We start from the raw sequence: 13,410 nt of genomic DNA, 5'->3' as shown, positions 1-13,410 counted from the left end.
GGCGGGCCCCGCAGCGGCAGCAGCTGGTTCTGGGGCCCGCCAGTAGCTTATTCGACTACCACGCGGTGGGTGCTTAGCTGCGTCCCTACCCGAAGCGTAACGAGGTAAGTGCCAGCCGTAAGCTTGCCCAGCGGCGCCAGGGCCAGGGTGTGGGCACCGGTGGCCTGCTGCTCATTTAGTAGCGTCAGGGCTTTCTGGCCTAGGCTGTTGTATACCTCTACTACCACCGAAGCCGTGCCGGGTACGGTATAGGCTAAGCGGCTGGTGGCGGCCAGGGGGTTGGGGTAAGCTGCAGCCTGGAGCTCAGCTGTGGCCTGGCGGCTGGCCAGCACGCCCAGGCCCACCTGGTAGGCGTAGCTTTGGTTGCCGGCAATGGTGCTGAAGTTGGGGTCGGCGCCCAGCGCGGCGCTCTGGCCCGCAATCTGGGGCAGCACATCGGAGTAGAATTCAGCGTTGTCGCCCACATAGGCCACCATTACCCGGAAAATGTCGTTGGCCGAAGCCCCACCCAGCACTGCCAGCGGATATTCTATTTCCCAGCCGGTGCTGGCATTGGCTGCCACGCTGCCCGTGGCGCTGGTCTTAAACGAAACTTTGGCCCCCACAATGCCGCTGGCGGCATCAGTAACGGTGAAGGCTGTGCCGGTTTTGTTGGTCGAGCCCAGGTAGATGTCGGGGTATTTGCCGGCCGCGTTGGGCGTAGCTGTGTAGTCAATCTTGCTGTGGTAGGCGTTGGCGTCATTGCCGGCCAGCGGCGACGTAGTCAGGCGGAAACCGTAGTCCACGGGCATATCCAGGGTGGGCTGGCTGCGAAACTGCGAGGAGTTGTCGGAGCCGCCGGGCAGGCGGGTGTTGGCCGCAATGCCGGTTTTGTTGGGCGCGTCCAGGTAGAGCAGCAGGGCGTTGTAGTCGGTTTTCTCGGGCGAGGCCACCACCATGATGTTGAGCGTAGTGGCCGTGGTGCCCATATAAATGGACTTTAAGCCCCGGTCAGCCGCCGAATGCGCGTTGGTATAGGTACCCAGCAGCTGATACTTGCCGGTCCCGGTCCCGATTTCAGCTGTCGACAGCGTACCATCCACGCTAAACTGGGCCTGGGCCGGCAGGGAAGCGGCCGTAAGAGCCGCCAGGGCAGAAAGAGTAAAGAGTTTTTTCATGGGAATTGGGGAATAGGAGTGAGCAGTAGATGAAGTCAGCAATAGCGGGCTTACCACACGTAAGTCCCGACGCCACCAGCCGGCAGCGTGGTGGCAAAAGCGCGGCCCTGGTGCCGCACGCTGAAGGATTGGGCGCTGGGACTATCATTTTGCACTACCAGCACCTTGTCGCCGTTGGGGGCTCGAAAGGCTACGTTGGGCAGCTTGTCGGGTAGCGTGGAGCCGATGCGCACCGAGCCGGGGCGGGCAAATTTGCTGGCGTGAGCAATGATGTAGTAGGCGTCTTCGCGGGTCACCTGGTTGCCGTCGAGCGTGAGGGCGCCGCGGCACTCGGTGCAGCCGCCGGGCGTGTGCGGATTCTGCTGCGGGTCGGCGGCCAGGTTCCACTCCAGCACCGTGCGGGCCCAGTTGCGGGTAGCCCCGATGATGAGCGTACGCACGTGCCAGGGTACGTTTTCGGCGAATTTGCTCTTTGAGCCCACCCACTGCTCGGTGAAATACAGCGCCTTATCGGGGTGGGCGTCGTGTACCTTGCTTAGCGCGTCAATCTGGCCGGCGTACATATGAAAGGCCGAGCCGTCGACGTACTTCTTGGCCTCGGGGTCGTTCAGAATGGTGAGCGGGTACTCGGGCTTGTCGCAGTTGTGGTCGTAGATGATGATTTTCGTATCGATTTTGGCGGCCTGAAACGCCGGACCGAGGTTCTTTTTCACGAACTCGGCCTGCTGCTCGGCCAGCATTAGCAGGCTGGGGTTGTTGCCGGGGTGCAGGGGCTCGTTTTGCACCGTGATGGCGTCAATTCGCACGCCTTCGGCTTTCATGCCCTGCACGTACTTCACGAAATAGCGGGCGTAGGCGTCGTAAAACTCGGGTTTGAGCGAGCCGCCTTTCGAGTTGTTGTTGGTCTTCATCCAGGTCGGGGGCGACCAGGGCGAGCCAAGAATGAGAATCTTCGGGTTGATGGCTAGAATTTCCTTGAGCACCGGAATCAGGTGAGGCTGGTCGGGCGCCAGGCTAAACTTGGCCAGCGTAGGGTCGGTCTGGCCGGCAGGCAAATCGTTGTAGCTAAAAACCTGGGCATCGAGGTCGGAAGCTCCGATGCTCAGGCGGAGGTAGCTCACGCCGATATTGTTGCCGTCGGTACCAAACAACTCCTGCAACAGGGCCTTGCGCTCGGCCGCGCCCATGCGGTGCAGCAGCTCGGCGCTGCCCCCAGTGAGGCAGTAGCCAAAGCCGTCGATGGGCTGGAAAGTCTGTTTTTCGTCAACGTCAATAGTAGGGCCGGTGGGCTCGGCCTGGGCCCAGACCAGCGTGGGCTGAGCCTGAAACAGGGCCGACTTATCCGGGTTGGTCAGCCAGAACGCGGCTGGTTTGCCGGCTTGGCCGGCCTGCGGCAGGCGCTGGCAGCCGGTGCTCAGGCCCAGGCTGAAAAGCAGGGCCAGCGCGGAAATAGAAAGGGTGGAAAAACGCAGCATTATGAGAAATGGAAAGCGGAGAGTAAGGGGCATAAAGTCCGGAAAAAGTGGCTGGTAGCTGCCCTGCTGGAAAAGCCTGCGGGCCGGTTTCGTTTCTCTCCCACACCGAAACCGGCCCCGGCTTCACGCCGCCGGATTATTGCCCGGCCGCGCAAAACAAAGCCCGGGGCGTTGCAGCGCCCCAGGCAGTTCAGTTAATACCCAAGGTTCTGCTGAAGCTGGGCGTTGTTGTTGATTTCGTTCTGTGGAATCGGGAACAGCAAGTAGTTCACGTCGCGGGTGCCACGCTTTTCGGCAATCAGGTCCAGGGCGGTTTTGGCGTGCTTGGCCGAGGCATCCGCCAGCTCGTGGCGGGCATAGCGCAGCAAGTCATACCACCGCTCACCCTCGAAGGCCAGCTCCAGGCGGCGCTGCTTGTCGATTTCGGCGCGCAGCACTTCCTTGGTGGCGCCGGCGGCCGGGAAATCGGCTAGGCCGGCCCGCTTGCGCACCTCGTTGAGCTTGGCCAGCACGTCGGCGGCGGGGCTGCCCTGCTCGTTGGCGGCTTCGGCGTAGGTCAGGTACATTTCGGCCAGGCGCACCACGTAGGTGTTGTCGGGGCTGTTGAAGGCGTTGGGGTTGCCGGGCCACTTATACACGAAGGGGCCGTTGTCGTTGCCCGTGCCGGGGCCGCCGTCGATGTAGCTGGCGTGGTCCTGGCCGCCGGGCATGGGGCCAATCAGGGCCCAGCGCTTATCGGCGCTATTGGAGAGGCCCAGCTGAATCAGCTCGTCGGTGGGAATGTTGAACTTGGGAAACGAGTACGTAGCGGGCGGGTTGGGCAGCAGCAGGTCGGGCAGAATGTTGTTGCCGTCCAAAGCGCCCGAGTTCTGAATTTCGAAAATCGACTCGCCCTTGTTGTCAGCCGGAAAAAGCGACTTGAAGCTGCTGTTGAGTGAGTACGACTTGTTGGCCAGCACCTTGTTGGCGGCCGTAGCCGCCGACGCCCACTGGCGCTGGGTGAGGTACACGCGGGCCAGAATGGCGTTGGCAGCGGCCTGCGAAGCCCGGTTCGACTTGGCGGCCGGGGCTTTTTCGGCGGCAAGCGTCAGGTCCGAAATAATCTGGCCATACACGGCGTCAACCGAGGCGCGGGGCAGAGCCACTACCGAGGGCGCCCCGCTTTCGGTGGGCTCCAGGCGCAGCGGCACGCCTCCGTAGAGCTTCACCAGGTTGAAGTAGTGCAGGCCGCGCAGGAAGTAGGCTTCACCCAGAATTTCGTCGCGGCGCTGGGCCAGCATGTTCGAAATAGTGGGCACGTACTTGATAACGGCGTTGGCGCGGTTGATGCCGATGTAGGAGTCACGGAAGATGTTGGTCACCTGGCTCGTAGTCGGCGTCCAGGCAATGCGGTCCAGCGTGGTTACGTCGCCGTTGGTGCTGGTGCAGTTGTCGGAGGGCATTTCGCCCACCACAATCAGGTCCTGGCTCCAGAGGCCGGTGCCCTGCAGGGCGTCGTAGGCGGCCGTAATGCCGGCTTCGGCGTCGTCCTTGGTTTTGAAGAAGTTGGCGGGCGAAATAGCGGGCAGCGGGTCTTTTTCAAGCACGTCGCAGCTGCTGAGCAGCATCAGGGCAAAAACGGGGATAAATAACTTTTTCATGGGAGTCGGGTGGGAGCGGGTTAGAAGCTGGCGTTCAGACCGATGGTGTAGGTGCGGGCCTGTGGATATACCCCAAAGTCGCGGCCGAAGCCGGTGTTGGAGAAGGGGTCGGCGCTTACTTCCGGGTCGTAGCCCGAGTAGTCAGTCCAGGTCAGCAGATTCTGGCCGGTGATGTACAAACGCAAGCCGCTGAAATGAGCTTTCTGGAGCACCGAAACAGGAATGTTGTAGGCCAGCGTCAGGTTTTTGAGACGCACATAGGAGCCGTCTTCCACGAAGCGGGTCGAGAAGCGGTTGTTCTGGTTCGGGTCGCCAATCACGGCCCGCGGAATGTCGGTGTTGGTGTTGCTCGGCGTCCAGCGGTTCAGCACGCGGGTGCTCTGGTTTTCGGCCCCCGACATGGCGTCGATGGTCTGACGGTTGATGTTCTGGATGTCGTTGCCGAAGCTGCCCTGGAAGAAGGCCGTCAGCTCCAGGCCCATGTAGGTGAAGGTGTTGGTGACACCGGCTACGGCCTTGGGGTTCGGGTTGCCGATGATGGTGCGGTCCTTGTTGTCAATCACCTTGTCGCCGTTCAGGTCGGCAAACCGGATGTCGCCGGGCTTGGCGTTGCTCTGGGTCGGGGCGTTCTTGATTTCGTCCGTGGTCTGGAAGATGCCCTGGGCCACAAAGCCGTAGAACGAGCTCAGCGGTGAGCCTTTGCGCAGAATGCTGTTGGTGTTGCCATAAATCACCTCGCGGTCTACCAGCTGGTTCTGGTCGTTGGTGAGCTGGCCGAAGTCAATCACCTTGTTGCGGTTCATGGTGAAGTTCAGGTTGGTCGTCCAGCCAAAGCTGCCGGCTTCCCCTTGCACCGTGTTGGTGGTTAAACTCAGCTCCAGGCCCTTGTTTTCCGTGATACCCACGTTCTGAAGTACGTTCAGCGTCTGGGCGCCAGTGCTCGGGGCAATCGGCACGTCGGTCAGCAGGTCGGTCGAGCGTTTGCGGTAGGCGTCGATTTCCAGCGTGGCGCGGTCCTGCAAAAAGCCGATGTTCAGGCCCAGGTCATACTGCTTGGTGGTTTCCCACTTCAGGTCGCGGTTGCCGATGCGGCCGGGCCGGATACCGCCCGAAATGCCGCTGCCGCTGTAGCCCGCGTAGTTCGAGCCCGTATCGTAGAGGCTGAACCGGTCGTAGGGCGGAATTTCCTGGTTGCCATTGATGCCGAAGCTACCCCGGATTTTGAGGTCCGACACGATGCTGTTCTGGGGGAAGAACGACTCTTTGGCAATGCGCCAAGCCACCGACACGGCCGGGAAGTAGCCGAATTTCTTGTCGAAACGGCTGGTGCCGTCGGCCCGCATGCTGAGCGTGGCCAAGTAGCGCTCATCGTAGTTGTAGATGGCGCGGCCGAAGTAGCTCATCAGGCCCCATTCTTCCTCGTAGCTGCTACCGCCGGTGCGGGTGGTGCCGGCCGAAATGTAAGGGTTGGCGTTGGACGGGTAGCCCACCGTGGCCGCGTTGGACGCAAAGCGGTTAGACTCCTGCACCGACTGGCCGGCCAGCAGCGTCAGGTTGTGCCGGTCGCCGAGCTTGGGGTTGTAGGTCAGCGTATTTTCCCAGAGCCAGATGGCCTGCTGGGTAGTGCCGGTGCGGCCACTGCCCTTCAGGTTGGCTTCGGGCGTGGTGCGGGAGGTGCCGGGGTATTCGCGGGTGATAAACTCGTTTTCGAGCTGGGCCCGGAAGTCGATGCCAAACGAGGTGCGGAACTTCAGGTTCGACAGGATGTCGGCCTCGCCGTACACGTTGCCCACCGTTTGGTAGGTAATGGCTTTGTTGTTGGTTTCGAGCAGGTTGCCAATCGGGTTGTCCGACAGCGAGAAAGGGTTCAGGCCGTAGGTGCCGTCGGGGTTGCGCACGGGCACGGTCGGAATCTGGGCCAGGGCGCCGAGTACGGTGCCCGAGCCGCCCAGGGGCAGCTCACTCCGCACACTGCCGTTGTTGAAGGTGCGGCTCAGGTTCAGGTTGGTGCCCAGGCGGAACTTGGTGCCGGCCTGCTGGTCCAGGTTCAGCTTGAAGTTGTAGCGGTTGAAGCCGGAGTTGAGAATGATGCCGTCCTGCTTGAAATAGCCGCCCGATACGTAGTAGCGCGTCTTGTCGGTGCCGCCGCTCACGTTCAGCTGGTAGTTCTGGATGGCCGCCTCGCGGTACATCTCATCCTGCCAGTCGGTGTCGGCGGGCAGGTTGTTGAGGTCGGTGTAGGGCGCGGTCTGGCCGGCATTCACGCGGGCCTCGTTGTAGTATTCGGCAAACTGACGGGCGTTGAGCAGATCTTGCTTTTTGCGCAGCTCCTGCCGGCCGTAGTACATGCTGAAGCCCAGCTGGGGCTTGCCCACTTTGCCGCGCTTGGTCGTAATGACGATAACGCCGTTGGAAGCGCGCAGGCCATAAATAGCCGCCGCCGCGCCGTCCTTTAGCACGTCGATGCTCTCGATGTCGTTGGGGTTAATCGTGTTCAGCGGGTTGGGCTTCTGGTTGCCCACGCTCAGCTCCCGGTCGTAGGTCGGAAACACCGGCACACCGTCGATGACGTACAGGGGCGAGTTGCTCAAGCTCACGGAGTTGTTGCCCCGGATGCGCACGTTGATACCCGCGCCGGGCGCGCCGCTGGGGGCCGTCACCTGCACGCCGGGGGCCTGGCCCTGCAGCGCCTGGTCGAAGCCAGCCACGGTTTGCCGCTCAATAGCTTTGCTGCTCACCGACGATACGGCCGTGGTCAGCTCCTGGCGCGTCTGGGTGCCGTAGCCTACTACTACCACCTCGCTCAGGGCCTGGGTGTCTTCCTGCAGCGTGGTGCTGCTTACCTGCGTGGCCTGGCCATCGACTACCGTAATCGGGATGCGCACCGTGACGAAGCCCACCGAGGAAATAACCAGCGTCTGGGCGCCGGCCGGCACGTCGGATATCATGAAGTCACCGTTGGTATTGGTGGCGCTGCCCAGCGTGGTGCCGGCTACTACCACCGTCACGCCTGGCATTCCCTCGCCTTTGGAATCCACTACCCGGCCCGAAACCGGGCCATTTACCAGGAAAAACGACGAGAGGCCGCCGGCCGCCGGCTGCCCGGGAATAGTGGCCCAGGGGTGGGACGTAACTGCCCCGGAAACCGGGCTGGCCGCCGCAATGCTCGTGAGCATGATGCTGCCCAGTGCCGGGGTCAGCAGCAGCCGCAGCGGGCGGGAGCCGTGGGGGAATTGGAGTAGAAAGGGCATAGTAAAGTGGGTTAAATGATGGGAGAGGGAGCAGAAGGACGGCCCGGTAGCATGCCTTCGGAAGCAGGCAGCGCCGACCCGGGCCGCCCGGGTAAACAGAGGATTGGAGTGGTGAGTGAGTAGTCAGTAAAGCCGCTGCTACTGCCGAAGTCAGCCCGGGAAACCGGCTTTCGTGTGCTGCAAACGTTTGCAGCTACAGCGCACGTCCGTCGAACTGATTGGCACAAAATTCACTGCCTGCGCCGGCAAGCACTTGCTGATTTGTTTCAAAATTCGTTCAGCAGCTAAATGGCGTATAAAATATTGATTAACAGAAAATTAAAAATAAAAAAACCGGCTCTGGGATAGAGCCGGTTTAGGTTTTCTTGCGGGGCTTTTGAGAATATTTCAGTGCTGCGGCGCGATGTGCAGGCTACGAAACTCGGAGGGCGAAATCTGGTAGCGGGCTTTGAAGCTGGTGGAGAAGTAGGACGGCGACGAGAAGCCCAGCTCGTAGGCTACCTCCGAAATCGTTAGGGCTTCGTCGAGCAGCATTTCGCGGGCCTTGGTCAGGCGCAGGCCCTGAATGAAGTCGGTGACACCGGTGCCCAGCACGGCTTTCACCTTGCGGTAGAGCTGCATGCGCGAAATGCCCAGGCTGCGGGCAATATCCTCCACGCTCAGGTCAGTCTTGGTCAGGTTGGCTTCCACAATAGCCGTCAGGTCGTTCAGGAATTTCTGGTCGGGGTTGCTCGGCGCTACCGTGGCGGTGTCCACGCTCAGCTCCCGCCGGAAATGCTCCCGCTGCCGGGCCCGATTGGCCAGCAGGGTCCGCACGCTCTCCAGCAGGAAGGTTGGGTTAAAGGGCTTGGTCAGGTACAGGTCGGCGCCGGCCTGCACGCCTTCCACCTGCTGCTCGGGCGCGTTGCGGGCCGTGAGCAGCACCACCGGGATATGCGAGGTGCGCCAGTCGGCCCGCAGCTGGGTTACTACTTCCAGGCCGCTCAGGCCGGGCATCATCACGTCGCACACTATCAGGTCCGGAATCAGGTCGGTGGCCAGCCGGAAGCCCGTGTGGCCGTCGGTGGCCGTCTGCACCCGGAAATCGGTGCGCAGCCGCCGGGCCAGGAAGTCGTTTACTTCGGGGTTGTCCTCAATAACGAGCACCAGCGTTTCGCTGCCCGTTTCGGAAGTCACCGCATCGGCATCGGGCCCGAAGTCGTTTGGAATGGCTTCGGGCTCATCGAGCGTGAGCAGAGTAGGGGCGGCTGGCTCGTGGGAGCGTAGGTCCTGGGGCAATTCACGGGGCAGCGTTACGATAAATGTACTGCCCTGCCCCGGCTGACTACTGAACGAGAGCTGCCCTTCGTGCAGGCGCACCAGCCCTTGCGCCAGCGCCAGGCCCATACCCGAGCCTTTGGCCACCGCGCCCTGGTCGCCCTGGTAAAACCACTCGAAGATGTGGGCCCGGTCCTGGTCACTGATGCCGCGGCCAGTATCGGCCACGCTCACGCGCACCGTCTGGTCCTCGCCGGGCTGCAAGCTGATGGTGATGCGGCCCTGATCGGGCGTGAACTTGAGGGCGTTGCTGAGTAGGTTGAAAAATACCTTGTCGAGGATATTACCGTCAAACCAGGCCGTCAGCACCGGCTCGGCGGCCAGAAAGCGCAGCTCCACACCCCGCAGCCGGGCTGGCTTCTCAAAGGCATCCACTATTTCGCGCACGAAAGCCACCAGGTTGCCCTCAGTGGCGCGCACGGCCATTTTGCCGACTTCAATCTTGCGGAAATCCAGCAGCTGATTCACCAGTTGGAGCAGGCGCTGGGTGTTGCGCCGCACCAGAGCCAGGTCCTGGCGCTGGGCCGTGCTCAGGTCGGGGCTGCTGGTGAGCAGCTCTTCCACCGGGCCCAGAATGAGGGTAAGCGGGGTGCGCAGCTCGTGCGAGAAGTTGGTGAAGAAGCGCAGCTTGGCCTCCGTATCGGCTTTCGACTGTTCGGCCAGGGCTTCGAGCTGGTTGCGCTGGGAGCTTATTTCCTCGTTCTGGCTGACTAGCCGGCGGTTAATCTTGTCGTTTTCGGCGTTCTGCAGGGCCAGCTGGTGGTTGATCTGACGGTTTTTTCGGGCCGAGTTCCAGGCTATCATACCCAGTACGGTAGCGCCCAGCAGCGTGGCCAGCAGGCCGTAGAGTATCGTTTGCTGACTGGCATAGGTGGCCTGCAGGCGCTGGAGCAGGCTTTGCTGCCGCTCAATATCCTGCTGCTGGGTTACCATCTTGTCGGTCTGCTGCTGCATGGTCAGCACGTTGGTCGAGTCGATGACGATGGTACCGAGCTTATTTTCCCGTTTGTAGGGCTCCTTGTTCAGGATTTTCAGCGCCGTCCGGATGGCGTCTTCCCCGCCCGGCGAATACAGCACCGAGGCCGTCAGCAGCCCGCGCTGCACCAAGTCGAGGCCTTCGTTTTTGCCGGCCAGGGCATCTACCCCGATAATCTTTACCCGGCCCGCAACCCCCAGCTCCTGACACGCTTCGGCGGCCCCGCGGCCCATGCCGTCGTTGTGCGAAAATATCAGTGAAACCTCCGGATGAGCCTGCAAAGCGGCTTTCAGCGCCGGCAGCTTTTTCTCGGTCCAGTCGCCGGTTACCTGGCTTACCACGCGCAGCCCCGGATTGGCCGTCAGGCCCTGGGCAAAACCCTGGTGCCGGTCGGAAGTAGCCGACGAGCCGGGCGTGCCCAGCACTTCGATGATGTTGCCGTGATGATTGAGTAGGCGGGCTGCGTAGCGGGCAGCCGTCTGGCCCACTTCCAAGTTGTCGCCGCCCACGTAGGCTGTGTACTGCTGCGAAGCGGTGCGTCTATCGAGCAGCACCACCGGAATTCCCTGGGCGTAGGCTTCCTCCACGGCCGGCGTTACCGGGCCCGCCTCATAAGGTGATACAATGAGCAAGTCGATGCCGCCGCGCACCAGCTCCCGGATCTGCTGCTGCTGGGCCTGGCTGTTGTCGTGAGCATCGAGCATGCGCAGCTTTACTTCGGGGTGAAAGCTCAGCTCCCGCTCCATACCGGCCAGCATGGCCCGCCGCCACGGCCCCACGGTGCTGCACTGCGAAAATCCGATACGGTAGGCCGGCGTGGACTTGTGCGACTGGGCACAGCCGCTCAGCAGCGCCAGCACGGGCAGCAGCACGAGGCGCAAAGAAAGAAAAAGATGTCTGTTCAACCTGATTGCAGCGCTCCGGCAGAGTATCGGGTGGTAGCGCCTACCAAATATACACTACCTGCCGCGTAAATGCAGCTAGCTGAATGTGCGGCAGCAGGAGCAGCGCCGGCCACGGTTCGGCTGGCACCCGCCACCGTAACGCTACTCTGCCGGGCCTTCCAGCCGATTGGCATCGTCGTAGAGCGGGGCGCTGCCGGCCAAGCGGCTCCGCAGCTTGCGCTGCCACTGCTGGCCCAGCGCCGGGCAGGCCACTAGTGCTGCCACCAGCTCCACCTCTTCGCGCCGCTCATACTTCACGCTGTTGACCAGCGTAATTGGCCATTCGGGGTAGGGCCGCTCTTGCAGCACCAGCGCATCGGTGGGTGCTACTAGGCCGGGCTGCAGCACGCGCATATACCAGCCGGTGCGGCCCGAGTCCTGCAGGTACTTGGGCAGCAGGGGCGTTTGCCAGCGCAGCCCCAGCTTGTAGCAGGGCGAGCGGGGCTGCGAAATCTGAACGATGGCCCCGCCCAGCCGGAAAATGTCGCCTAGGCACACGTCGTGCTCGGTATAGTCGCCAGCCAGGGTCAGGTTTTCACCGAAGCTGCCGGGGAGCATGGGTTGGCTTAGCTGCTGGCTCCAGTAGGCGTAGTGCCCGCCCGAATACACGCACAGCGCCTGGTCGGGGCCGCCGTGGTTTTTCTGGTCGGCCTGCAGGTCGCCGGCTAGGTTTAGCGCATCCAGCCACACCGGGCCGGTGATTTCGACTTTGCGAATAGCCGACACCCAAGCGCGGCCAAGCGCCTCGGCGGCTTCGGGCTGACCAATTCGAACCGAAGCCAGCGGCAACGACAAGGCAGGAGCAGAAACAGGCATAAGAGCAGATGTAGAGGTAAGCAAGCCGAACGCCGGCGCGCATTGCGGTATTGTGGCGCATCGGCAAGGTAGGGCCACTGCCTGCTAGTAGCGGCACGCAGCCGCCGGTATTTGCGTAGCTTTAGCTATGGCCTTCGGTTTCGGCGGCCCGTTCTTATCTGCTTGCTGTATGCCCGCTGCTCCGCCTGTTGTCTCCATTACGGCTGCCGACTACATTCCCTTCCTGCGCAAGTTTCACGACACCGACGAGAGTGTGTACCAGCTTCTTTTTGCCGAGCTGCAAACCGTGCGCTACCAGAAAGGCGAGTTGGTGGTGCGGGAAGGCAGTGTGGAGCGCGACCTATACTTCGTGTACGAAGGCGTACAGATTGCCTATTTCAACAACGACGGCAAGGAGCACGTCGTGTCGTTTTCCTACCCGCTGTCGTTGGCCGGCATCCCCGACTCGTTTCTCAATCAGAACCCCTCCGAATACGCCATCCGGGCCCTGACGCCCAGCCGGCTGGCCTACATTTCGTTTCAGCGTCTGAATGAGCTCTTCGACCAGTCGCAGCAGTTGGAGCGGCTGTTTCGCAAGATGGTGGAGGCCAAATTTGTGGGGCTGGCTGCCCGGCACAAGGAGTTCCACAGCTGTAGCATCGAGGAGCGGTTTGTGCGCTTCACCCAGCGCAGCGCCCCGCTGTTTCAGCTCGTGCCCCACAAGTACATTGCCAGCTACCTGCACATTGATCCTACCAATTTCAGCAAGCTCTATAACTCCATCCGGATCTGAAAACTTGGTTTGTACCAACATTTGCCGCCGGCCCAGCCCCGTAGTTTGCGGCATGCAACAGGCCCCCACTACCGCTCCGAAACGCTACCACTCCTTTTTCAAGGATCTGCCCGCCGCCACGGCTTTTCTCAACGGCTGGGTGGCGCAGGTCGAGCAGCTCAACGGCTGCCGCTACCACCGCCTGGAAGTGCCAGGCCCGTTGGGTACTACTATCGTGTGGGGTATTAACCTCGACCAACCCGACTGGCCCGCGGTGGTCGTGTTTCCCGGCTTCCGCACCGTGGGTTTATTCTGGGACCTCGACAACAACCTAGCCCCGCTCAAAGCCCGCTACCGTATTTTCCTGGTAGATGTGAACGGCCAGCCCTGCCTGAGTGAGGGCACCACGCCCGCTGTGAAAAGCAACGAGTACGGCTACTGGGCCGCCTGCCTGCTGCGGCAACTGGGCCTGGCTCAGGCGCACATCCTGGGGGCTTCCTTCGGGGGCCTGCTGGCCCTTAAGCTCAGCCAGGTGGCGCCCGAGCTGGTCGGCAAGATCGTGCTGCTGAACCCGGGGGGCCTGCAGCCGTTTTCGTTGTCGTGGCGCAACCTCTACTACAACCTGCTGCCGCTGCTGCGTCCCACCATGCCCAACGTGCTGAAGTTTCTGGACGCGGCCGTGTTCTGTCCCGGCTACCACGAGCTGTCGGCCCCGGCCCGCCAGCTGTTGGCCGACTATGAGCTGTTTGCCATCCAACACTACCAGGACCGCACCCAGAAGCCCTACGCCATGCCCGCCACCGAGTTGGCCCGCGTCACCTCTGAAGTATATTTGCTGGTGGGCGAAAAGGACCTGCTGTTTCCCTACCGCAAGTCGGTGGCAGTGGCGCGGCGCGACTTGCCAAATCTGCGCGGCGTGCGGGTGTTTGCCAATACTGGCCATGGCATCGAAACCTCAGCGGAGGCGCTACGGGCCGTAGCCGAAATCCTGGCCGAGGAGGTGCCGGCACCGGGTAGCCGCGCCGCTGACGCTAAGGCTAAAGCTAAGCCCCAGCCAGAAGGCCAGCCGCCTAGGTGAAGCGG

Annotated in this window: 8 protein-coding genes; 2 read left to right on the top strand and 6 right to left on the bottom strand. The window is 62.1% G+C overall.

The features are described from left to right. Positions 1–47: 47 nt before the first annotated feature. From LGH74_RS17335 to LGH74_RS17310, 6 genes are all read right to left on the bottom strand, one after another. Positions 48–1,157: a T9SS type A sorting domain-containing protein gene (locus tag LGH74_RS17335; RefSeq protein ID WP_226177572.1), complete on the bottom strand. Its 1,110-nt coding sequence runs from the start codon at positions 1,155–1,157 to the stop codon at positions 48–50. A 50-nt stretch (positions 1,158–1,207) separates the two neighbouring features. Continuing rightward, positions 1,208–2,632, bottom strand: a complete 1,425-nt coding sequence (locus LGH74_RS17330) for a glycoside hydrolase family 30 protein (RefSeq protein ID WP_226177570.1) — start codon at positions 2,630–2,632, stop codon at positions 1,208–1,210. 194 nt (positions 2,633–2,826) lie between these two features. Beyond that, positions 2,827–4,272 carry a RagB/SusD family nutrient uptake outer membrane protein gene (locus LGH74_RS17325; protein WP_226177569.1) on the bottom strand — a complete coding sequence of 482 codons (1,446 nt, stop codon included), beginning with the start codon at positions 4,270–4,272 and terminating at the stop codon, positions 2,827–2,829. Positions 4,273–4,292: 20 nt separating this feature from the next. After that, entirely contained in the window at positions 4,293–7,523 is a 3,231-nt protein-coding gene (locus LGH74_RS17320; RefSeq protein ID WP_226177567.1) for a SusC/RagA family TonB-linked outer membrane protein, read from the bottom strand. Positions 7,524–7,910: 387 nt separating this feature from the next. After that, a complete protein-coding gene (locus LGH74_RS17315; protein ID WP_226177806.1) occupies positions 7,911–10,688 on the bottom strand; it encodes a substrate-binding domain-containing protein in 2,778 nt (925 codons plus the stop codon). A 174-nt stretch (positions 10,689–10,862) separates the two neighbouring features. After that, positions 10,863–11,576: an MOSC domain-containing protein gene (locus tag LGH74_RS17310; protein WP_226177565.1), complete on the bottom strand. Its 714-nt coding sequence runs from the start codon at positions 11,574–11,576 to the stop codon at positions 10,863–10,865. A 169-nt stretch (positions 11,577–11,745) separates the two neighbouring features. Here LGH74_RS17310 and LGH74_RS17305 point away from each other — a divergent pair, with 169 nt between their 5' ends. After that, the gene (locus LGH74_RS17305) at positions 11,746–12,348 is read left to right on the top strand and encodes a Crp/Fnr family transcriptional regulator (RefSeq protein WP_226177564.1); all 603 of its coding nucleotides are present in this window, start codon (positions 11,746–11,748) and stop codon (positions 12,346–12,348) included. 52 nt (positions 12,349–12,400) lie between these two features. Continuing rightward, positions 12,401–13,405, top strand: a complete 1,005-nt coding sequence (locus LGH74_RS17300; RefSeq protein ID WP_226177563.1) for an alpha/beta fold hydrolase — start codon at positions 12,401–12,403, stop codon at positions 13,403–13,405. Positions 13,406–13,410: the final 5 nt, after the last annotated feature.

The organism is Hymenobacter lucidus (genome assembly GCF_020447265.1).
Lineage (GTDB): Bacteria > Bacteroidota > Bacteroidia > Cytophagales > Hymenobacteraceae > Hymenobacter > Hymenobacter lucidus.
This window is presented reverse-complemented; position numbering and strand designations above follow the sequence as displayed.

Excerpts from the sequence above, each read along its gene's own strand:
- LGH74_RS17335 (WP_226177572.1), bottom strand. The coding sequence starts at position 1,157 with ATGAAAAAACTCTTTACTCTTTCTGCCCTGGCGGCTCTTACGGCCGCT.
- LGH74_RS17300 (WP_226177563.1), top strand. The coding sequence starts at position 12,401 with ATGCAACAGGCCCCCACTACCGCTCCGAAACGCTACCACTCCTTTTTC.
- LGH74_RS17310 (WP_226177565.1), bottom strand. The coding sequence starts at position 11,576 with ATGCCTGTTTCTGCTCCTGCCTTGTCGTTGCCGCTGGCTTCGGTTCGA.
- LGH74_RS17320 (WP_226177567.1), bottom strand. The coding sequence starts at position 7,523 with ATGCCCTTTCTACTCCAATTCCCCCACGGCTCCCGCCCGCTGCGGCTG.
- LGH74_RS17325 (WP_226177569.1), bottom strand. The coding sequence starts at position 4,272 with ATGAAAAAGTTATTTATCCCCGTTTTTGCCCTGATGCTGCTCAGCAGC.
- LGH74_RS17305 (WP_226177564.1), top strand. The coding sequence starts at position 11,746 with ATGCCCGCTGCTCCGCCTGTTGTCTCCATTACGGCTGCCGACTACATT.
- LGH74_RS17330 (WP_226177570.1), bottom strand. The coding sequence starts at position 2,632 with ATGCTGCGTTTTTCCACCCTTTCTATTTCCGCGCTGGCCCTGCTTTTC.